The sequence below is a fragment of the Streptomyces sp. NPDC058145 genome, assembly GCF_042884245.1.
Classification (GTDB): Bacteria; Actinomycetota; Actinomycetes; order Streptomycetales; family Streptomycetaceae; genus Streptomyces.
In genome coordinates this window covers 135,025-157,430 of sequence record NZ_JBHVUH010000017.1, presented here as the reverse complement: position 1 = coordinate 157,430, position 22,406 = coordinate 135,025, and the positions used below count along the sequence as shown (strand labels likewise).

9 protein-coding genes are annotated in these 22,406 nt (G+C 70.5%); all 9 read right to left on the bottom strand.

Annotation, left to right across the window (positions count from 1 at the left end; genetic code table 11):
- Window positions 1–197: 197 nt before the first annotated feature.
- Complete coding sequence (locus tag ACFVVO_RS32750) at window positions 198–1,469, bottom strand: TIGR02679 family protein (protein WP_390059828.1); 1,272 nt, start codon at window positions 1,467–1,469, stop codon at window positions 198–200.
- Window positions 1,466–5,623, bottom strand: coding sequence for a TIGR02680 family protein (locus ACFVVO_RS32745; protein WP_390059826.1), 4,158 nt, complete (start codon window positions 5,621–5,623; stop codon window positions 1,466–1,468). Before ACFVVO_RS32745 ends, ACFVVO_RS32750 begins: the two co-directional genes overlap by 4 nt.
- Complete coding sequence (locus ACFVVO_RS32740; protein WP_390059825.1) at window positions 5,620–6,933, bottom strand: TIGR02678 family protein; 1,314 nt, start codon at window positions 6,931–6,933, stop codon at window positions 5,620–5,622. Before ACFVVO_RS32740 ends, ACFVVO_RS32745 begins: the two co-directional genes overlap by 4 nt.
- Window positions 6,930–8,486 carry a TIGR02677 family protein gene (locus ACFVVO_RS32735; RefSeq protein ID WP_390059823.1) on the bottom strand — a complete coding sequence of 519 codons (1,557 nt, stop codon included), beginning with the start codon at window positions 8,484–8,486 and terminating at the stop codon, window positions 6,930–6,932. The genes ACFVVO_RS32740 and ACFVVO_RS32735 overlap by 4 nt, the downstream gene beginning before the upstream one ends.
- A gap of 119 nt (window positions 8,487–8,605) precedes the next feature.
- The gene (locus tag ACFVVO_RS32730; protein WP_390059822.1) at window positions 8,606–13,150 is read right to left on the bottom strand and encodes a sacsin N-terminal ATP-binding-like domain-containing protein; all 4,545 of its coding nucleotides are present in this window, start codon (window positions 13,148–13,150) and stop codon (window positions 8,606–8,608) included.
- Entirely contained in the window at window positions 13,137–16,016 is a 2,880-nt protein-coding gene (locus tag ACFVVO_RS32725) for a pPIWI_RE module domain-containing protein (protein ID WP_390059820.1), read from the bottom strand. The genes ACFVVO_RS32730 and ACFVVO_RS32725 overlap by 14 nt, the downstream gene beginning before the upstream one ends.
- A 68-nt stretch (window positions 16,017–16,084) precedes the next feature.
- The gene (locus tag ACFVVO_RS32720) at window positions 16,085–19,534 is read right to left on the bottom strand and encodes a signal recognition particle (RefSeq protein ID WP_390059818.1); all 3,450 of its coding nucleotides are present in this window, start codon (window positions 19,532–19,534) and stop codon (window positions 16,085–16,087) included.
- The gene (locus tag ACFVVO_RS32715; RefSeq protein WP_390059816.1) at window positions 19,527–20,735 is read right to left on the bottom strand and encodes a hypothetical protein; all 1,209 of its coding nucleotides are present in this window, start codon (window positions 20,733–20,735) and stop codon (window positions 19,527–19,529) included. Before ACFVVO_RS32715 ends, ACFVVO_RS32720 begins: the two co-directional genes overlap by 8 nt.
- Window positions 20,732–22,357, bottom strand: coding sequence for a PD-(D/E)XK nuclease family protein (locus tag ACFVVO_RS32710; protein WP_390059815.1), 1,626 nt, complete (start codon window positions 22,355–22,357; stop codon window positions 20,732–20,734). Before ACFVVO_RS32710 ends, ACFVVO_RS32715 begins: the two co-directional genes overlap by 4 nt.
- Window positions 22,358–22,406 lie beyond the last annotated feature (49 nt).

Here is a 22,406-nt window from a genome sequence, read left to right as displayed (position 1 = left end):
CGCACGACCTGGCGGCTGACCGCTCGTGCGAATTCGGCCCCGCCGATACCGCCGACGAGGTCCACACCATTGGTTGTAGCCGTCGTGAAGCGGCAGTCGGCATACCTGCAGATCGGCTCAGGTTCGTGGCCGCTCCGAGCACCTTTTCGGCTGCCCAGAGCGTCAAACGAGCGTCGCAGCCAGCCCGATGGCCACTCCTACTTAGCGATAGCAGCGAGGTCCTCCAACAACACATCGGCTACCAGCTCCTCGACCACGGCGGTGCCGTGCTCCGCCATAGCGTCGGCCAACTCAGGATCCCACGGTGCTTCGGTAATGCGCCCAGGCTGAGGACCGTGTGCATTACAAACGACCGCGGCTCGGTAGTCTGCCGCCGCCATACGCCAGGGGTGCGCCCGTGTCTTGTCCAGGACGTATGCGGCGATGCGGATGCCCTCGCCATCGAAATCACCGTGGTAGCGGAGAGCAGCACCGCGGTCAACAAGTACGCGCAGGAGCTGGATCGCGGCGCTGTTGGGCCAGCCGGACGTGCAGACGACCGGCGGGCAGCCGGGGCCGAAGCGGCGGAGGGCGAGAGCCAAGATGCTGGGGTTCTCCACCACGTGGACGACGGGTGGGGCAGGGCCGGTGGGCAGAACGAGCTCGCCCGGGTCCCGGACGTGGGCGAGGGTCAAGCTGGCGGCCTGACCGGCCTCGGTACACAGACGCACCATACGAGCGAGCAGGCCCTCGCCGGCGGGGCTCAGTCCGCCGGCAACGACGGTGCTGGACAGCTCGTCGTCGGCGACGCCCGCGCGGGTCCACAAGGCTCGCCGTTCCTCCGCGGACTGCGGCGGGGCGGTGTCGTACAGGGTCGCAAGCGCACGGAGGACAAGGGTGGACAGAGGTGTGCCGTCGTCGAGGGCGTGCGCGTGGCCGTTCAAGACTCGGGCGGCGAAGACAGGCAGGGGTTCGGCCTGGCCGGGAAGTTCGGCGAGCACCTTGAGCGCGTCGGTGAGCAGTGTATGGGTACGTTCCGTCGAGCCGCCGACCATGCCTGCGGCTCGACAGGACGCAGCCCAGTCGGCGAGCACCGGCTGCGCTCGTACCGTGTCGTGACCGGCCAGCCAGGCCCACAGACTGGCACGTTCGTCGTCCTGGCGGCGGCGCTCACCCGCTCTGTCACCAAGTGGGCCGACGAGGGCGGCGACGACTTCTCGTACGGTGCGGCCTGAAAGTTCGGTGACGGCCTCTTCCAGGCGGGCCAAGGTGACGGAGGGACAGGCGTCCGGCAGACGGTCGAGACCGAGGAGGTCGGCTAGGGCCTCCCGCTGGATCTCGTCCAGCGGTCCAAGGCGTACCCGTGTGACGGAGCGGCCGGAGGAGAGACGGCTGTGAACCGTCTGCCAGAGGGGGCGAAGTTCGGGGCGGCGCAGGGTGGCTTCGCCCGGGCCCGGTTCCGTGGCGGTTGTCGCGTCCGTGGTCGTCATTCCGCCTCAATGCCGGTGCCGTTCCAGACAAAGCGCGCGCTGGTGACGGCGTCGTCGTTGCCGTCGGTAAGGAGCTGGTGGACAGCGATTCCGGGCAGCTCGCGGTAGGTGCCCCACTCGTGGTCGGAGGTGATCATGAGGTCCAGGTCGAGCGCGGTGAGCAGGGCAAAGACCTGTCCGCGGTTGACGGTGTCGACGCCGACGAAGACCTCGTCGAGCAGGATCGGGCGAGGTGCCAGGGGCACATCCTCGTAATGGGCGGCCACGGCGGCGAACAGTGGCAGGTGCAGGGCAATGGCCTTCTCCCCTCCAGAGAGCGCGCCGTGCAGCCTCTTGGTCAGCGGCTGCCAGCCGTTTCCGTCCGCCCGGTCGAGACGGACGATGAAACGGTGCCAGGCGGTGTAGTCGAGCACCTCGCGGAGATGTTCCTCCCAGCTCGCGGTCGTGTCGCTACCCTTGGCCTCCTCGATGCGGGCGCGGAAAAAGGTGTGCAGGGCCTCCCGGTCGGACTCGGTGACCCGGCCGGGGTCCTTCAGGAGCAACTGGCGGGCGGTGCGGGTGCTGTCGGGGAGGTCCGGACGGACGTCCCAGACGAGCTGGACCGCGACGTTAGAGGCTGTACGGACCCGCTCTAGGTGCCCGTTCATGTCCTCGACGAGCTTGCCGGCCCGGCGGATCCGGGCGGCGAGGTGGCGGCGGATGTCGCCGGAGAGGATCTGGTCGAAGAGACGCCGCTCGGCAGTGCTGATGTCGCCTCGGCTGCGGTCGCGTTCCTGAGTGAGCGTGGTGAGCAGGCCTGCCGCCCCCACGCGTACGCCGTCCAGAGTGGCGGTGAAGAGCTGGACGTCGTCGTCGGGCTCCAGAGCCAGGTCGGCACGGACGCCCAGGTGTCCGCGAGCCTCGTGGACGGCTTCGGACAGACGGGTGGCAGCATCACCGAGGTTCCGCGGGGCGTGTGGGAGGCCGGGCCACTGGGCCGCGATGGCACGGGCAGCCTCCAGGGTGGCCTTGGCGCCGTCCCCAGCATAGAGTTCTGGTGCGACTGCAGCGTCCTCGGCCAGACCGACCAGGCAAAGATGCCGGAACCGGTGTGCCGCGCTGTCCCGGGCCGCAGCGGCCTGCTCCCGTAGATCAGCGTCCTGAACGCTCGTGGCCCGCAGTTCTCCGATGCGGCCTTCCAGATCCACCAAGAGTCCGATCGCCCGGCGGGCTTCGTTCCGGCAGCGGTCCCGTTCGGACCGCGCCTCCGCGACGCGCGCGACGACCTGCCGGTAGTCCTCGCCGACGGTCACCTCCACTGCCTCCAGGCGCGCCGTCATCCCGGCGGCCTTCGCCTCGGCGGCAGTCGCGTCCCCGGCCCTCTCGTCGGCGATGCGGCGAGACCGGTCCGCCTGCGCGGCCGTCTGCCGAGCCCGCTCGGCAGCGACGATCGCGGTGAGACGGGCGTCGACCCAGGTGTCGGCAAGGTCGCGGAACCTCTCGGTGTCGCCGGAGAGGGTCCGCAGCCGATCGCGGTCAGTGGGCAGTCCGTGTTCGACGGCCCGGAAACTCAGCGTACGCAGCGCGTCCGCCACGCCGGTCTCGCACTGGCCAAGGTGGGTGGTCGCGTCGCGTACGACCTCGTCCCGGGCAGCCACCTTGTCCTCGGCCCGGTCCCAGTCCCGTCGGCGGGCATCGAGTTCCTTGTGGTCGGGCAGGGCAGCCTGGTCGGTCTCCAGCCGGGCGGCACGGGCATCGAGATCGCGGAGCTGGTCGTCGAGGGCGGCGAGGGCGCCGTCCGCTTCCCTGATGCGCCTGGTCAGTTCGGCGAGCCTGCGTTGCCGGGTCCGTTGCCGGGCCCGAGCACCGATGAATGCGGGTTCCGGCTTGCTCCAGGTCCCGGTGGCCAGCGCGAGGCGCCAGGCTCCTTCGGCGGAGACGGCCGCGGGGTGGCCGCTGGGCAGGGTGGTGCCGTACGCCACACCGGCGAGGATGCGGGCCACGGCGTCGGCCGGTACGGGGATGTCCTCCTCGGGCTGCAGCACGTCGAGCAAGCTGGGCCCCGGGGCGGTCTCGGCCAGGGCGGCCTCGGCACGGGTGTCGTGACCCGGCAGCGTGATCCCGTCCGAGGGGCTGACCCACGCGTCCAGGAGACCCGAGGCCTCCAGTGCCGCTTCCACCGCGGCCTGGACAGCGACCGCGACGCCTTCGCGGAAGGCCACCAGCCGCCACAACGGCGCTCCCGCCGCCGTTGTGCGGACGGTAGTGCGCGTGGGCGGAGCCGGTGGCGGAAGGTCGGTCTCGCCGCTGAGCTGGCGTACCTCTTCCTCAAGTTCGCCCCGCTGTTCCCCCAGCCTCCGGCGCGCGGCTCGGACACCGGCTCGCGCCGTGGCGATCTCCTGGACCAGCGGTCGTCCGGCTGCATCGACCAACGCCCGCACGTCCGCTTCGGCCGCCGCCCTAGCCGCGAGTTCACCGAGGTCGGCGATGCACAGTTCCATGCAACCCGCGGCCCAGGCCAACAGCCGTTCCGCTTGCGCGGCAACGGCGTCGTCCCAGGCTCCGGCGGTCGCGTCCCTGTGGACGATCGCCTCCCCGAGCCTGGTGCGTGCCTCGTCCAGCAGGCCCTCGGCGGCGCCCCGGTCACGTACCGCGCGGTCGTGCTCCTCGATCGCTTCGGTGATGTGGGTGACCTGCTCGCGTCGGGCGGTGACCGCGCCCCGAAGCAGTCGGCGGGCCCGGCGGGCTGCGTCCTCACCCACCGTACGAGCGACAGCACCGGAACCGTCGGACCGTCGGCCGCCCGTCCCGTTCCCTTGGCCGTCGGTGAGGAACGCCGCCGGTTCCGCTTCGAGGAGCGCCCTCACCTCGTGGTGGATGGACTCCATGCCCGCTGCCCGGGCTGACCGGTGTGCTTCGTCTACAGCCTCACGCGCGTGCTCGTCGAGGGTGCGGGCGTGCCCCGCAGTCTCGTCGGCGAGCTTGCGGTCCTTCTCCGCCCCGGTCTCAGCGGACTGAGCGCTGGCACGCCGCTCCTTGGCAGCCGCAACCAGATCTGCGGTTTCACGGCGGAGCCGGTCAAGTTCCTCCCCCTTCTGGTACGCGTCGCTCTCGCGCAGCCCCTCGACGGTCTCGTCCAGGGCGTCTGCCCGCAGCTCCTGTTCGTCGCGCAGAGTCTGCGTCGAAGCGCGTTCCGCGAGCGCCGTGCCGAGCTCATCGGCGCTCTGGCGGGCGGCGCGGGTGAGGTCGTCCATGTCGGTCGTCGCGGAGATCAGCCCGGCCGCGCCAGCACGCAGGACCCGGCGGGCATAGGCGCGCTGCCGGGAGGCGAGTGTCTCAGCCGCCTTCATTTCGGCGTCGAGCCTGTCGAGGTAGTCACGCTGCCGATCCAGACGTTCGAAGCCCTCGGCAAGCTCGGTGATCTCTCCCTCGCCGAGCGGGGGCAGGGCGCGGGACAGCAGGGTGGACAGCAAGGACGGGTCGAGCCGTTCGGACAGCTTGGGCTGGCGCAATTGGAGCAGGGCAGAGAGCAGCGACTCGTAACGCTGTTCCCCCATGCCCACGAAGAGTTCGCGCCGGACGGCGGTGCGGTAATCGGCGGCTGACAGGTACACCTCACCGCAGTCACGAAGAGCGTCGGCGAGAGCGGCCTTGGTCAGGGGCTGCCCCGCTTCGTTGACAAGGGGTACGCCGTCGGGGTGGGCAATCCGGGAGCCCGTGGTGAAGTACTCGGCGTGTGCCGTGCTGGTGTGCACGCTCGCATGCAGGCGCGCACCGCAACCGAACCACCGTTCGACGCCGTCGTCATCGACACGGTGGAACTCCATCCACACGTACCCCACACGCGTCTTGCCGGAGGCACCCGCACCGAGCATGTTCCAGTGCATGGTGCGTTCCGAACCACCGAACGTGGAAAGGCGGTTGGGACGGAGGCTGGCATCGAAGAGAAAGGGGAGCAACAGCTCCAGCGCCTTGGATTTGCCGGAGCCTTTCTGGCCGCGCAACAGCAGGCGCCCTTGGTGGAAGGAGAAGGTCTCGTCGTAGTAGCGCCAGACGTTGAGGATGCCCGCACGGTGGGGCTGCCAGCGTCTACAGGCGGCGCCGACCTCTCGAGCGGGCGGCACTTCGGCAGTCCCCTCGGGACGTCGCTGAAGGGGAAACTCTGTTACGTTCACTGCGTGTCTCCTTCCGCGGCAACGCCGCTGGAAGCGGTAGTGCCTTCCGGGTCGTTCTTCGAGGCTGGGCTCATGGTGTCCGTCAAGCGGTAGCGGTATGCGGCCGGTTGTGCGACGACGCGGCCTCGGGCTCTGTCAGCTAGGCCGACGTCGAGCAGGACGCGTACGGCGTCGTCGGCCAAGCGCGCCGGACCGTCCTCGGACTGGTACGCCCTGGCCCAGCCCGGGAAGCGGCGCAGCTGATCGGCTCCGGCCTCGGCCAGCTGCTCGGGCAGCATCCCTGCGGGAGCGGCGCAGAGCGGTTCGAGGAGGAGCAGCGCGGCGACTCGGGCGGTGGAGGTGTCGTCGGGGAAGCGGACGTCGGTGGCAACGCCATCGGGGTCTACGAGAAGGAAGCCTTCGGCCCGCTCCTCCAGGAGGAAGCCGGCCTGTTCGACCGAGCGGCGCAGGATCTGGCGGCCGGTCAGAGATGTGACGTATGCAAGTTCGTCCTCGGCGAGGTCAGCCCGGTACAGCACGGGATCGTCGAAGAGGCGGCGGAGTATCGAGTGGCGCAGTTTCAGGTTGCGTTGGGCGTCCGTGGTGGCAGTCTCGCCGGGCAACTCGTCGGCCGTCCCGTCGGTGGCCGCGCCACCGTAACGGCGTTCCCTCACCAGGCCGGCAAGGAGGTCCTCGAACCCTGCGGGCACCTCGTCCAGAGGCACGGCAAGCCGGGAGGCTCCGACGGGCGCAGCCGGCAGCCGCATCAGCAGCGTGTTGTCCACCCGGTATAGGACCTTCGCCTCTGCGGAGTCGACGTACGCCTCGGTCGTCCCGTCCACGGCGCGCAGCACGTCGTACGACTCCATTAGTTTCAGGACGTCGACGAACGCCATCCGCTCCGGTCGGTGGACCGGGTCGAACGCCGGCAGCGCCCGGTCGGCCGCGGTCGCCTGGACAACGCGGTCGGCGAGCATGCCGATTGTTGTCATCGGCATCGACAGCAGCTCGGCTGCGGTGACGCAGAGCAGGACGTAGCGTCGGCGGTCGAACGGGGCGCGGCCTGACCGCGCTCTGCGCGCCGGGCGGGAGCCATCGGGATTCGCGCGGATCTTGGTGAGGCGGGCGTACCCTCGGCGGGGCTCCACGACCAGGCTCCAGCCGCACGTGTAGTCGAACCATCGGGCCAGTGGGTCGCGCCGGCGCCGTACCAGTCCGAAACCGGTCGGGTCGGCTGCCTCGGTGAGTAGCGGGCGGGCCAGGAGAAGACGAATGGCGCGGGCTACCTCCTCCCGTTCCGCGGAAGCCAGTTGGTTGGCGAGCGTGCTCATCCAGCCGCCTCCTGTCCCGTGGCTGCGTGGACTGCCGGGAAGGCGACCGCTCCGCCCGCGGCCATGATGTGAACGACGTAATCCGGGCCTGCCAGCGTCCCCTTCTCGGTGTGCAGTACGGCGGTACGCGCGTCGGGGGGTGGCGACAGCGCGACCTCCACCCGGCCGTCCCCGGTCGTGGCACGCCGCAGACCGCTAGCGTCCGGCGGGGCGGCCAGGGCCCGGCCCAGCAAGTCCAGTAGGCGGTCGAAGCCCGCGGGATCCAAGGTGCCGAAGGAGGAGAGCCGCACGGGGCCGCCCGTCTCCAGCGCCTGCCAGGCGCGCGCGAGTTCCGCCCGCTCTGCACGTGCCCTCTCTGCGCGCTCGATCCTCGTGGCCGCGACGTCCCTCACTTTGCCGGTGCGGGTGAAGCGCTCCGTCCGTCCGCTGGTCCGCAGCAGCACCGACACCTCCACCGGCGGCGCCTCGGACCAGGAATGGGACGAGGGGATCAGCTCCGGGTCGGGGTGGGCAAGGTGGGCGTGGCGCGCCGGACCGAGACCGAAGGCCGCCGCCCACAGCCGGTGCAGGTCGTCCTCTTCGGGGGCCGCCGCGAACCAGCGTGCCAGCTCCCGGAAGTCCTGCACGGCGCTGGAGGAACGGCGCCGAGACTCGTTGATCCGCTCCAGAACCTGCAGGAGGGAGACGATGGCCCGCCGGGCGATGTCGTGCAGCTGCTCGATCCGGGGGCGTGTCCCGTCGTCCGGCAGGAACCAGGCCCGCAGGCCCGCCCAGCGTGCCCGTCGGCTCTCCAGCCAGCCGGTCGCGGGGGCCTCCCCCGGCACCGGCGGGAGCTCGGCGCCGCGCAGGGCCCGCTCGCGCAGCACGGCGATGCCCCGCTCCTCCACACGGCCCACGGCGGCGGCAACCGTCTCGCCGCGTCGGTCGAGGTTGACCAGGAACTCCTGGAGGTACGCGACGGTCGCGGCTTTGACCTCACGGAACACATCCAGGTCCGCACCCTCGGCGCGGAGGAGTCGCTGCAATTGACCGTTGAAGGCCTTGGTGTTCTCCACCAGGGCCTCCAGATGGCCCTCCAGTTCCCGCAAGGTGCTGAAAATGCGGCGGTCGGCCGCGGCGGGTTCGCTGGACAGCACAGTCAGCTCGTCGAGCCGGTCGGTGATCGCCTCCAGCACCGCGGTCTGCAGCGCACCCGTCGAGGCCAACACCTCCAGGGCGTGTCGCACCCCGGCCAGCGCGGCTTCGCCCTGGCGGGTCAGCGAGTAGTGCAAGTTGCGCCGCTCGTACTCCTCGGCCGTACGGTAATTCTCGGCGTGGTTGTGGACCACGTCGATGAGTCCCCATCCCACCATCCGATTTAGTACGTCGTACAGTTCCTCGTCCTGGAGGTCTGCGATCCAGCCCGCCGCATGCAGGTGCTCGCGTACGCCGTCGAGCCCGAGCGTGGTCTCCAGGTACTCGCTGGCCACGCCGAAGGCCTCGAGAACGGCCCCGTTCAGGTCAGCCTTCTCTCCCGTGGTGAACCGGAACATCTCCGGTGGAACTCTGCGCATGCCCGTACGTCCCCTCCTCCGCCGCCACCCCCGCGGCACTTCGACCCTCACGGTAGGGGGCGGCTCCGGATCCCGGTCTCGATTGGCTGTCATCGCTGTGATGGCTGTCACGGCGGGGTCTACTCCGTGCTTTCGAACGGGTAGATAAGGCTCTGCGCCCCCCGGATGCCGGAGACCAGCACGTTGTCGCTCGGCCTGTAGGGCAGGTGCTTCAGCGGTTCCAGGATGATCCTTACGGTGACCGGTGCCGTTCCTGCCTCCAGGCCGGAGACGACCACGAGGAAGAAGTCGTCGCTCTCGACCGCCCGCTGGAATTCCGCGGGGGTGAGCTGGATCGTGTCTGGCTCGGCACCGCCGTACGTCTTGAGCTCGTAGAACCGGGCCAGCTCGTCCACCGCGTCCGCGCCCAAGCCGTGCTGGGCCCTCAGGTCACGCAGCTCGGTCTCGTCCAGCGCCAGTGCCCGGCGCACGAGGTCCAGCGCCACCTTCTCCTGCTCCACGGTCGAGTAGGGACGCGCTGAGCTGCGCTGCTGGGGGACGGCCGAGCCGGACCGGGGCTGCGGCAGGCCGGACAAGCCCTTCTTCAGGACATTGGCAGGCGCGGGCCCGGTCCCGGAGGGCGGTGCCGTGAGGTTTCCCCGGTCCACGACAAGACGGAGGGCGCTAGGGTCCACCAGCCGGCGGGAGGGGGCGACAGGATGCCCAGCCGGGACGGAGGGGAGCCGGCCGGGCGCGATCACGGGCGGTACAAATCCCTGGCCACCGGTCGTCGGCGGCGCTCCCGCAGCCGGGCGCTTTCCTTTTGCGTTCGTCCGGCCGCGTCGGTCCACCTCTTCCTGCATTCCCCTGAGCCGACGGTCACGTTCGGCTGCGGCGGCTTCCTGGTCACGGCGCACTTGGTCCTCCGCGAGGCTGAGGTCCACGGCGGCACGGCCCTGTTCCGCACGGTCGTACGCGGCAGTCCAGGCGAGGGCCGCCTCCCGGCGGTGCCCCGGGAACCGGGCGGCGATCGAGGCACCACCCATGGAGGGCCGATTCACCGCCGACGGGTCGCGGACGTAGAGGGTGCCGGAGGCCCAGTCGACACCGGCGTCGACGGGCACTTCCGCCACGGCGCCAGGCAATTCCACCCGGCAGATCAGGTCGGATGCCACGCTCACTGTGACTGCCGCGAGCTCGTCCCAGGGGCACTCCAGGCTCCGGGCTACCGCCGGGGCGTTGCGCTGCAGGTCCTCTCGCAGGTGGTTGACGGCCTCACGGATCAGCTCCGTCGCTTCCGGGTCGTGGGAAGCGGGGATCGTGCTGTGCACCGTGAGCTGCTCCGCCCCGATCCAGGTGAGGTGCATGGCCCCGGCCAGCGGCCGGAACTGTTCCAGTTCTGCCCCCGGCCGCCACACCGCATGGTCACGACCTAGGCCTTCGGCGACCATGGGGTCCTCGACCGCGTACACCGGCCGCTTGCTCAACCAGCCCTTGCTGGTGACCAGGGGCAAGCGTCCTAGCAGTCCGGCTGTCAGCTCCTCCGGCCGGACGGCGACCGGGTCGCGGAGCATCTTCAGTGTCTCCAGAACAACCGACTGAGTGGTTCCTTCCGGAACGTCCCGACGCTCCTTCCTGTCCTGCTGCGCCAATTCCTTGATCACCTTCACCGCGTCGTCGACGGTCGGACGGCGTGCCCCGAGCCGCTTCCAGAACGCCTCGCCACCGGTGAACATGGGAGCGAAGGCTCGAGACGCCCCGAACAGCGGCTCCCCGATCAGACAGTCGCCCGGGCGCCGCCAGCCGGAGTTCGTGAGAATCAGCCCGTCGCCCGTCGTGAAGGCACGGAGGACGTCATTGAACGGCATCTCGCCCGACCAGCCCGAAATCCCCCTTGCGGTGACGCGCTCGGCCAGCGCCTCGTAGATGATCAATGCTGCGGGAGCGTTGCGGGCGGCCCCGTCCTTCTCCTCACGGCGGAGCCGCCGCAGGCACTCGACGAGATCCCGGGTCCGGGCGTCGCCGGCGACCTCCAACGCACGGAGCACCTCGGTACGCCGACGCGTCTGGTCCTGGATCTCCGGGTGCAGGAAGTGCGCGTCCCCGTCCCCGTAGACAGCCACGGTGCCCGCGGTGCGGGTACGGAGCCGGGGTGGGCGGGACGGAGTGCCGTTCCGGTCGTCCAGCCAGGCCACGTCGCGCAACTGCCAGAGCCAGAAGGCGGCGGTTCGTCCCTGGTTCTGCCAGCTGTAGTGGTCGTACGCCGCAACGACCTCGGCGCGTTCGGAGAAGCGGTTCCACGAACGGCCGAGTACGTGGAGGAGCGCGACCGCCCTGCGCCGACGGCGCGCGGGGTCGGCGTCCTTCGCGATGTCGGTCGCCACAGCGTGCAGGTCGGGGCAGTCGTAGTCGTCGAGGGTGTAGGTCGCATCAAGGGCGTTCATGGCCTTCGTGCGTGCCTCCGGCCCCGAGGCGAGACGTGCGGGCAGTCCTCTGGGGCCTCGTTCGAACCGCGCGCGCTGCCGGGGGTGACTGCGCGGCCGGGGGGCGGTCTCAGCGCCGAGGAACCGGAGGAACCTCAGGGCCCCGATGCTGCCGCCCTGCAGCACTTTGGCATAACGGGGCCGCAGCCACACCGGCCCGCAAGCTGGGCCGGCCGCGAAGGCGAAGCTCTCGTCGCGCTCGGCGCTGTCCAGAGCCGACGGAAGGTAGGCCCGGGCCGGAACGGTCTCGACGTCCTCCCTCTGTCCGTCGACGGTGTAGCGGTGGCCCTGGAGCCGTACGGCCAGCCCGACCTTTTTGCCCCATGACTCGCGCCGGTTGTCCGGCACGTGTGCGAAACCATCGCGCAGCGCCGCGAGCTGACCGTCTGTGAGGGACAGGCCCACGGTACCGCCTCGCGCAGTACTGAAGTCCGCGAGACGCTGGATCACCGCCGCCGGATGGTCGTCGTCTAGCAGCACTCCTTGCTTGCCGAGCCATTGCTGCACCAACCGCGCGTCGTCGGTGTCGGCGAGGAACGCCGGATGAATCTCACGGGCCAGCCCCAGTTCGACCGCCAGCCCGCGCGGAGACGCGGCGAACATCACCGGGACAGCGCCCAGCGTGCGATACCGCGCGCCGGAGCTGTCCACCAGCCAGTCGTGTGACGGCAGGCAGTCGACCCAACCCGCTTCGATGACTCGCGCGGCCAGTTGCACCGTCGCCTGCGGTGACCGTCCCTCGTCGCCGAGGAGGGCCCGCGCGACGTACACGCCGACCCGGGCCGGTGCGCCGGCCCCGTGTTTCTCCCAGTCCGACAGCACCTCTCGCCACCGGCTGTCCGGTCCCCGCATCACCCAGGGCAGCGCGGAAGGCACATCTGCCAGGCGGGCGACTTCCTCCTCGGTAACGACGCCCTCAAGTTTTTCGTCCTCCACGGCGAGGGAGCCGAGGCCGAGCGGACCCTTCCCTGGCACGTTCAGGAGCAGCTTCGTGGACACCAGCTGTCGGGCATGGTCGAGCAACCGACGTTCCAGCGCGGCGCCGGGGCCTTGGGCGTCACGGACGTCACCGGGCAGCGGAACGGCGCTCCACGCGTGGACCGGATCGTGCTGGAACTGCCGCAGGACGGCTGCCGTCCACAGATCGGCCATCAGCGGAACGAGCGCAGTGTTCCACGGGGTCTCGTCGAGCTTCTGACGGCTGGCAAGCGGATCAAACTGGGCACTCGCCCAGAGGGCCGCCCCGGTCTCCTCGACCGGCAGGCCGACATGGATCCGGCCGGGACCATCGTGTCCGAGCGGCAGCGCGACGGCGAGTGTGGTGGTAGGCCCGGCGGCCTTGTGGGCCCTGCCGACACCGGACGGGCTCGGCACGGTGGTACGGCATACCAGCCACCGGCGTCCGGTGTCACGGGCGAGATGGGTCTCGACTTCGGCTGGCCCACCGCCGACCTCGGCCTCGAAGACGGGTCCGGGCTCGCGGGTCAGAGCGAGCTGGCGCCGGACGTGGCCCTGAGCATCCAGGTGCGTGACTCCGGCCACCCGACCGAGGAAGAGCAGCGCGCCGGACGACCAGGAGTCCAGCCACTCGTCCACCGTCTCTGCGGCGAGGACACCTGGCTCCAGCGGGATGCGAAGTACGGTCCACGTGTCGTCCGCGAACCAGTCCGGCATGTCGAGTGGTTCGGCGACGGAGACGTACGGGTCCCCGATCCGGACGCGATAGTGGCCGTTGTGCACCTCCAGGTGGGGCGAGAGGGACTGCAGGGTCATCAGTCCGATGCCGAACCGCCCCGTCGACTCGGCCTGGTCGGCCTTGCTGGACAGCCACGGCAGGGCCAGGGCCACCACGTTCGGCAGCCGTACCGAGACACCGTTGTGGGCGACCAGGAGGTCTCGCTCTCTGGTGAGGACGCGTACGTCGGTGGCGCCAAGGTCCTCCGCGTTCTGGACGATCTCGGAGAGGCCCTGCAGGCGGTCGCTGGACAGATTGCCCGCGTGGTCCCTGGTGCGGTCGAAGGCGTGGCGCACCATCCCCGGAAGGGCCGCGAGCAGTGCCCCCAGGTGCTGGACAGCCGCCGCCGTCGCCACCTCGCCCTCCGGTTCCGATACGTCGGCTCCCTCCCCCATTCCCTCCTGGTCGAGGAGCCGTTCGGCGGACCGGCGGGCCCGTTCCACCGCCTCCGTGCTACGCGTCGCCATGTACCTCGTCCTCGCTGTCCTCGTCGGTGTCGAAGTCGAACGTGAGCTGCCCGCCGTCCTGAACGACGAGGGGCGCCGCGACCGGTCCCACCGTCGGGTCAACCGCCTCCTCCTCGTCGTGCGGCAGCGCGTACTCGTCCGCGAGCCCTGCCAGGTGGAGGGCGAGCGGCAGGCCGAGCACGTCCCGGTAGTCGTCCCTGCAGATGCGCTGCTGGTGGACGAACGCGGCCCATGCCTCGGGGTCGTCGCCAGGCTGGAGGCAGGCCAGGGTGAGCTCTAGCAGCTCGGGGTTCCACGCGTTCACCGTCGGCCGGTGGGCGCTCCGGCCGGTTGGGTTGACGTGCGGGGTCAGCTTCGCGTCGTCGTTCGTCAGCTTCGTCTGCGTGCTCGCCTTGTCCGCCGTGCTGTAGAAGACACGGCGGGGGGCTCCGGGCTCGTGAGGCACCCACAGCCCCATGCCGAAGCCGCCCCGCTGTTGCCCGGCCAGCTCAACCTCGCGCTCCTCCCGCTCGGCCCACCATTGGGGCGTCTCGTCACGGCCGCTGTCGGCGACCCTGATGACCCTGAGGTGCTTGCCATAGAGACCGATCCGTTGTGCAGGACCGCCGTCGAGGCCGATCCGGTCGGCCTCCAGCCCACCGTTGGTGAGCCACGGCCAGCGCTTGCGCATGTCCTGTGCGTGGGCCAGGACCAGGGTCGGCGTGCCGCGCAGGCTCGCCAGGGTCCTCCTGATGAAGGCCGCAGTGACGGCGGACTGTTGGGCCGAGGTCCTCAGGTCACTCCCCCGCACTCGACCGGTCAGGGTCCGGAGCAGGTCCGGGTAGGGCATCCACTCCGATGCGTCCGCTGTGCGCCCGAGAACACACGGTGCGTCCGGGCGGAGCAGCACGGCGATCGGGGTGAATTGTGCCTTGCCCGTGGGACCGTCGACCCGGCGCTCGACCAGATGGAAGGCCACCTGGTTCAATCCGAACGGGATGCGGTCGCCGAGAGTGTGCCTCGGCACGAGGCGGATCCCGGTCTGACGGAGCCCGTCCGCCCAGGCCGCTTCGGCCCGCAGAACGGCGTCTTTCTCGGCGTCGGCCTTGTCCATCGTGGTGTCCAAGGGGCGGATGAACTGGGTGACCAGGCCGGCATCCGCGCACCCGAGCCGGATCGCGTACTTGGGGTCGGTGCGCCTCGCGGGGCCCTGGAATGCTTCGCTTCCTTCCAGCTCGACGAGGGCGATCCGCGTCCCGGGTACCTGCGCCCGCAGGCGGGCCATCGTCTCGGCGACCTGCCCGCGCCGCTCGCGGATGGCCTGGTCGTGTTCCTGGCCCGCGCGCGCTAGCCGGTCCTCCGTGCCGAGAGGAGATCCGAGCTCACCGAGCGGGTGGGCGTGCAGGCGTACGGTGAGCTCCTCGGCCTCCCACACCCATGTCTCCGGTCCCTGTTCACGCCGGAATTCCGTGAGACCGAGCGCGCTCTCGGCGGTGGCGGCGAGCCGGTCCCGTTGGTCGTCGGTCTGGTGGACCAGGAAGCCAACGAGGTCGGCGCCATCCAGCGTCGAGGCGAGTGCCGCGCGGCGCACCAGTGCGTTCTCCGCCGCGGTCTGTTCTGTCCGCTCCAGGACGGAGGCGAGCTCTTCGGTGGTGGCGTTCTTGGGCATGGCGGGCCGCTTCGTGAGCTGCCTGCCGGGCGGGCGGCCGTACCGACTGCGCTGGAGCTTCGGCGCGGGGGCGAACTCGGGGGCAAGCGCCTGCTCGGCCCACTCGACGAGACGGCGGCGTTCGCTGGGCATCAGCCCGGTCCCGATGGGATGCCTGCCCATGGCGGCCTGGTGACCGACTGCCAGCCTGATGCCGTCCCTTCCGTCCCCGATCCACCGGTTGGCCTCCTTGACCAGTCGGTCCACCGAGGGGAGCCCGTCGAGTGCGGCGACGGCGGCGAGCATGCCGCCGTCGCCGCCCTGCCGCCAGTCCGTGGTGCCGTTGCGCCACTGCAGCATGGCGACCGAAAGTCGCTGGGACACCGGCCCTTCCGGCACGAGCGAGATATCCGGCAGCAGGTAGACCGAGACGCCCTTGCGGGAGGGCATCCACACCTTCCCGGTGACGAACCGACGGATGCCCGCGCTGAGATGGATCCGGGGAACCGGCGAGAACGGGACGGTGCGTACGCCGACGCGGAGGGTAGCCGCGTAGTACGACGGCTTGCGCTCGCCGCTCCTGCCCGCGGACTGGTACTCGATCGGCGGCCACGACATCAGTTCCGCAGTGCTGCTTCCGGCCTCGTATCCGCCGCTGACGCCGGCAACCTGATGGAAGGTGAGTTGTCGACCACCGTGCTCGTAAGCGCCTTGGCGCGTGATACGCGCAGCCAATTCGTCGGGGAGCAGCCGGTACACCTGACGGGCGGGCATGGCGGTGCCGCCGGGAGACGGCTGCTGTTCGAGCAGGTCGACGGTGTCCGCCCGCCAAGCCAGGGTTCCGGTGTCCAGATCGCGGAAGCACTCCGTGAGCAGACGCCGTGCGGCCGGGTCTTCGGTATCGCGAGGGAGGCTCCTGAGCCAGGTGGCGGCATAGAGGTTGGTCACCGCGGCGGGGAGCAGCTCGGCGCAGTAGAGCCAGGGGGAGTCCGCTCCGAAGGTGGCGTTGGACGCGATGGTGACGACGTCCGGGGCGGTGGTACGGATGAGCTGGTTGATCTCCCGGGTGGGGATGCGGCGTGGACCGTGCCAGCGGCCCTCCGGCCGGCCGTGGTCACGCAGTCGGCCGAGCGGCTCCTCCCAGTGGGCGGGCAGCGAGAGCGTGTGCCGTTGGACATGGAACGGACCCTGTGCCGGGTCGGGCACATACGAGGCGGTCCGTACGTGCTGGTACGCCATCTTGGGGGTCTCCTCAGATCGGAGGGAGGTACGGGAAAAGGTGTGGGGTGCGGGCGGGCAGCGTGGGCTCAGCCCATGTCGACGAGAGCGCGGAAGAGCGGCTCGTACAGTTCGCGGACGAGCGACTTGTCAATGGGGGAGGGTTCCGGCGGGACTTCGGCACCGTGGGCGACAACGTCGGGCTCGTCGAAGTAGGGGGCCAGTACGGCGCGCATGCTCGCCAGCAGGCTGGTGTCTGGGGTGTCAACGGCCTCGAATCCTGCCTCGCGGGGTGAGAAGGCGGCGTCCACGAAGACCACCCTGGCGGGCACGCCGCCGCGTACAAGACGACCGATCACCTGCCACATCACGACCAGCTGGTCCCAGGTGAAGGCGGCCTTCTCGTCGTCTCGGAGACTGGACCAGGCCAGTCGGCGGGTGAGGTACCGGTTCCACTGGCGGCGGGCGCGGCTGCGGAAGCCGATGGCGGCCTGGTGCGGTGTTGCCGCCGCGAGCGTCGCCTGCGTGAAGGCCCTGCCGGTATCGCGGAGCTGGCGTACCGCCCAGTCGTTGATCGACTGGATGGCGAGGGCGATGTCGTCGGGCCGCGGGTGGGGCCGGGCCAGGAAGTAGACACTGCCGATGGCCGCCTTGCCCGTGCTCAGCACGATGTTGTGCCCTCGTTCGACCGCGAGCAGCGGCGCGATCAAGAGTTCGCCGCCGGCCTTCGCGAAGGACTGCACGTCGCCTCGGGTAAGGGTGCGCACCGCGGGGTCTTCCGGCAGCCGGGCCCAGGCGGTGTCGGCGTCCGCGTCGTCCGAGGCCAGCTGGACGACACGGCCGTTCCACTCGGGGACGCCGTTGAGGAACTCGGCCGCGCGCCGCGCTTCGTCGTAGCTGCCGACGAGGAGCAGGATGCGGCGCCGGTCCTGGTCGGGGATCTCGTCCAGCTCGGTGTCGAGCATGCTCGATGCGCCTGGCAGGCTGCGGTCCGGGACCGCGAGCTGCCGGAGCATCTCGACGAGCGCTTGGGGCCGCTCCTGCGGACGGCAGCCCGACAGCCGCAAGGGCCGCGGCGCTTCGCTGCCCGGCCAGTGGAGGAACTCCTTGCGGAACTCGGTTCCGAGGACGGCTTGGACCTCCTCGTCCCGCGGTTGGAGCACAGCGCCCACCTCGGCGTGCAAGTGGTAACGGCTGGAGGCGCCGGCCCAGCTGGTCGCGGACATTAGCAGGACATGGGGGGCGGGTCGACCGTCCACCCGACACAGGTCGCCCATCTGCATGAGGAGTTCGCGCCCCACCCCGTTGCAGTGGAAGAAGCGCAGCTCACCGCTGCGGTCGCCGTCGCGCTCCGGGTCCGTGAGGCGGAACTGGAAGCCGAGGACGTTGCCCATCGGTGATTCGGGGATGACCGCCTCGTAGTCCTTGGGAGGTCTGCGGGAGAGGACGTTGGAGGCGTTCTCCAGGTGGAGTGCGGCCTCGACGCGCGGCCACAAGATGGTCATGAAGTCGAGTCGGCTGTGGAGTGCGGCGAGGAGCAGAGTGAACTCGAAGCGCCGGGCCTGTACGTCGATCCGGTCGAGGACTCTGGAGTCGTCGCCCACCACGGCGGCGAGAGTGGAGCGGAGCCGTTCCCGGGTGCGGGCTCCCTGGGGGGCGTGGAGCAGTTCGAGGGTCAGGTGGACGAAGGTGTTGACCAGGCGGGTCACCTGGTCGCCGTCGCCGGTGCTCTCGTGTTCGTGCAGGGGGTCGTCCCGGAAGCGCAGCAGCGCCTCGTCCAGCAGACGCGCCGTGGGCGGCGGCTGGTCGCCTGCGTCCCGGCCGGGGAACCAGCTGTCGATCAGCAGGTTGTGCAGGGTGAACGCGCTGAAATAGTCGACGCTGATCCACTGCCGCAGCTCTCCGTTCTTGACCAAAAGCGAGTAGAGCCGGTCGGTGGCGGCGCTGACGGTGTTGACGGCGTTCGTCCAATCGTCGACGTCGCGCTCGGACAGCTGGAGTCGCCCGTCCCGGGCCATCTGCCGGAACTTGTGGACGGCGACTTCGTCGAACCAGGAGTTCGGATAGGTGCCGACGAGGGTGCTGGCCGGGGCGAACACCGTGTCGAGCTGCATCTGCACGCGGTCCACCTCGTCGACGATGATCAGGTCGCTGAGTCGGCAGGCGAGTTCCAGGTAGCGGATCTGCTCGTCGTGCTGGTGCTGGGGCACAGAGCTGTGCACCAGCCCGGCGGGGGTCGCGACCCAGACGCGGGCGTCGACGAGATCCCGGGCGCCGCGATGCCTCGGGCAGCGGTTCCACAGCGGGCACAGCCGCCGCTGAGGCTTGGGCCGTGGCGCTCGGTCTGCCGGCTGCTCCGCTTCGACGAGTGGATCGTCGGGGGTCTCTTCCTGCTCTGCAACGGGGTACAGCCCGAGGCACGGGGCTTCCCTGATGCCGAGGGGGCTGCGTGCCTCCGTACCCCGCAGCGCGTCCACGGGGCAGGCGCTGCTCAGGTACGCGAAGCCGGGGTGGTCGTGTCCCAGCATCGTGTCGGCGCCTGCCACTGCAGTGCGGCGGTGCAGTCGTCCGATGTTCCGTTCGCGCGTGGAGTGGCCGAGGATGGGTGCCGCAGCCACCCCGAGCCGGTTGAACAGCTCTACGACGGCCAGGGTTTCGGCCACGTCGCCGACCACCAGGGTGACGCGGCGCGACGTCCGGGTGACCAGGTGGAAGGTGAGGATGTCACGGAGGGTCGACTTACCTGCACCGACCATGCCGACCATATGGAGCAACCGGTCGATCCTGAGGTGTTCACCCCGGGTGAACCGGCCGAGGGCCTCGTCCCGGAAGAGCAGCCGGACACGGCTCAGTCGACCGCACCACCCGCTTCGGGAGCCTCCGGCGACCTCCTCAGCCGCGTCCATGGCTGCGGCGGCCGTCTCGAGTTCCGCCCAGGTCACGTCGACGGGTTCCCCGCGCCCGGCAGGCGCCACGTCGAGGGAGTGCGGCCTGGGCAGGGCACCGAGCAACAGGTCGTCGGTGATCTTGACCGAGTGGAGCCGGTCCTGGGCCCGGAAGGTGTGCTCGCCCGCCTCGGCGAGCGGGACACGGCGGGTCGCGAACTCGGGTCCTGTGGTGAGCAGTTCCTCAAACACTTCGAAGCGACGGGCCGCCCGGGCGGGTACGCGTCGTCGCGGCACCGCGTCGACGCTCGCCAGGTCGTATCCGCGCAGCTGCTGCGGCACGCGCAGGTACTCCTCCAGCGCCTCGGTCCAGGCGTGTCCACGCCTGAGGACCCAAAGGTGGTGGCGGGCGCGCAGGATGCGCAGCCGCTGTTCGTCGGAGCGCACGTCCCCGAACGCCTCGCTGTAGGGGTATCCGCCGAGCAGGGGCCACGCGTCGATCGCGGCGCGCGTGGGCGCCACGCTCTGCAGCAGGTAGAGGCCGAGCTCGACGTCGAGGAGATCGGTGGCCCGGAACGCGCCGAGGCCGTCCGGCCATACGTCGGTGAGCCGGTGGGGCGAGCAACGACGGTGCCAGCCGCTGCGATCACGCATGGTGGTCTCCTTCAGGGCTGAGGGATCCGGCTTCCGTCCGGCTGGCGATCCGGTCGGCGATCTGTTCGGCCACGAGACGCAGAAAGGTACGGTCGTCGAGCAGGGTGATGCGCCCCGCCAGATCGTCGGGGAGGTTCCGGCGGAACTGGCGTCCGTACGCCTCGTTCTCGCGGAACCGATAGCGGGGCACGACCAGGAAGGCTCGGTCGAAGGGCGGATCGGCCCGGAAGTGGGTGAGCGTACGGGCGAGCAGGACGGGGTTTACCCGGTCCTTGACATCCACGGCCCAGTACCGGCCGCCGGGCAGCGGGACACGCAGGTCGTACGCGTCGAACTGGGGCCACATCTCGGCGTCGATGCCGAAGCGTCTCTTGAGGGCTGTCCCGATGTCGTTCTCGGCCAGGCCCGGGCTGGTGACGAACATCCGCAGCGGGCGGCTGAGCTGGTGGAGCCCGCTGCGGTCCGGGCGTACCGGGACCGCGGCAGCAGCGGTGCCGTCACGGCGGCAACGGTCCAACTCGCAGCGGTGACCGCCGCCGGGCAGCGGCACCATCAGGCAGCGGCAGCGTCCGCACTGCCGGTAGCTGCCGTCGTCGCTCCGATAGGTGACGGGGACGGGTCCGTAGCACTGTCTGATGATGCGATGGAGCAGGAGTCCGCACTCCGGGTCGCCACCGAGCAGGGCGAGCTCCGCACCAGTGAGCACGGGCCGGGTGGTCAGCAGGCACCGGAAAGCGCTGTACGCCTCGGGAGCGCCTGCTGCCCGGCATACGGTGAGGGCCTCCAGCATGCGCTGGTTCTCGAAGATCTCGGCGGCGGGGTCCGCCGCGTCCACTTCCCACTCGAGGCAGAGCTGGTGGGGCAGCCTCGTCCGAGGATCCACAAGCGTGCCGGTGGTTCCACGTGCTTCGGGAGCCAGGTCCAGCGGCCATCGTGCCAGCGGTCGTTCGCACGCCCAGCGCACCATCTCGGGGATGCTGCCGGGCGGTTCGACTCCACTCCGGAGGCAGTGCAGGACGAGGCGGTTGTAGGCGTTTTGGGCGGGCGCCGGGTAGACCGGGTGGGACACGCCGCGCTGCCGGGACAGACGGACGAGCGCACTGGCGATCTCCCGGAGTAAGGGCTCGTCCGAGCCCACGGCGGGTTGGGGAAGCGGGCCGGATCGGGCGACCTCGGCGTTCGATGTGGTCCGAATGCTCACGCCTTCCCCTCCGCGTCGGCGGGGTCCTGGGCGCTCGGGCACCACCGCGAGACCGGGCACCGGCGGCAATGCCCGCCCGGCCGCGCCTCCCACGCCCGGTCCTCGCGCCAAGGCCCTGCGTACCGGCGAAGCACCGCTCGCGCCTTGACGAGGCGCTCCGCGTCCATCGGGTCGATCACGTGGGGGTCGGATCCATCGGGCCGGAGGATCTCTAGCTCCACCCTCGAGCCAGAGGGATCGCCACCCAGCGCCGTCTGGGCGAGCAGGACGACGGCCAGGGCGAGCTGTGGATACGCGTCCAGCGGGTCCTTGCCGATGCGGGGCGGGGTGCGGGTCGTCTTGAGCTCCCACCACACCCAGGAACCGTCCTCCCGGTAGAGCAGGTCCGGCTTGGCCACGACCAAGGCCTGGGCCGCCGTATCGTGGAACACCCGGGTCGGTTCGCACTCGACCCGCTCGATGGCCCGGAGAGGCTGGAAGGGGCACGAGTCCACATGCTGCAGGAGCATGCGGCGGCCCGTTTCCGCTTCCTCGTCCAGGACCCTCCACCGGCCGGTGGTCCAGTTCTCCCCCTGCGGGGGCATGTCGTCGCGTGTGCAGGGGACCGGGCCTGTACGGCGGTGCAGCGCCTCGATCCAGCCGTGCACAGCCTGGCCGAGCTTGGCCGCGTCGCTGTACTCGTCGGTCTTCGGCAGGTGCAGGGAGCGCAGCAGGGACTGCGCCGGGCAGGCGGCGTGGTATCTGAGGTCGCTGATGGACACCTTCCGCAGCGGCAAGCCGCGGGAGGGCAGGGCCAATACCCCCGGAGACCGGTGCACCGCCCCGCACCCGGTGAACTGCTTGCAGTCGAAGCAGACCGCCCCGGGGCGCTCCGGGCCGCCTCTGATCACGCTCCTTACGTGGGCGTCGCCGTGGGCCTCGTAGTACGCCCTGGCCTCCTCCGCCGTCCCGTCGAACTGAACGGCCCGTGATCCGTCGCCCAGGCCGACCTCGATGATCCGGACCCTCGCGACGCGCCCCGGCGAGCCCTGGATCGCGAACTCCTGGTTCCAGCGACGCGGCCACGCTGCGTCGGCCCCGAACGCCGCGGTGTACGCGGCGACCGCGATCTCGCCCCGGCTCGACGCGCGGGCGTGCCCGTGTCTGAGGCGCCGGTATTCGCGCATCGTGCCGTCGGCCGACTGGTAGCGGCGCCACCATGCGTAGAGTTCCCAGCGCCGGCCGTTGTCCTTGCGCACCACCCAGTACGGCTGGACGGGCACGAAGGCGTCCGGACCATGGCTCGTGTACTTCCGCACCGCGTGCTCCACGTATGTCCGGTGCCCCTCGTGCAGAGCGGGCCGGTGACCGGACAGGGCATCGAGCGCCTCGTCCACCGTGGCGCCGCCGAACTCGATCTGGTCCAGTGCCGCACACACGGGACCGAGCGTGAAGGTCTCGTGCTCCTCCCGGGGAAGCTGCGACGGCACCTGCGCGCGGAGGCCCGGCCGGGCCTTCGCCGCGTCGCGGGACGGGCAGTCGTGCGGCTCGTCAGTTCCCCCTCTGGTGCCCGGCCCGATCCGGACCGGGCCCTCGTCTCCCGTCATCCACTGCGGCGCACGCCACGGCATGTCGTACGTCATGTCGTTCCCCTCCCGGCCGAAGCACGGAGTTCCACCGGCCGTCGTGAAC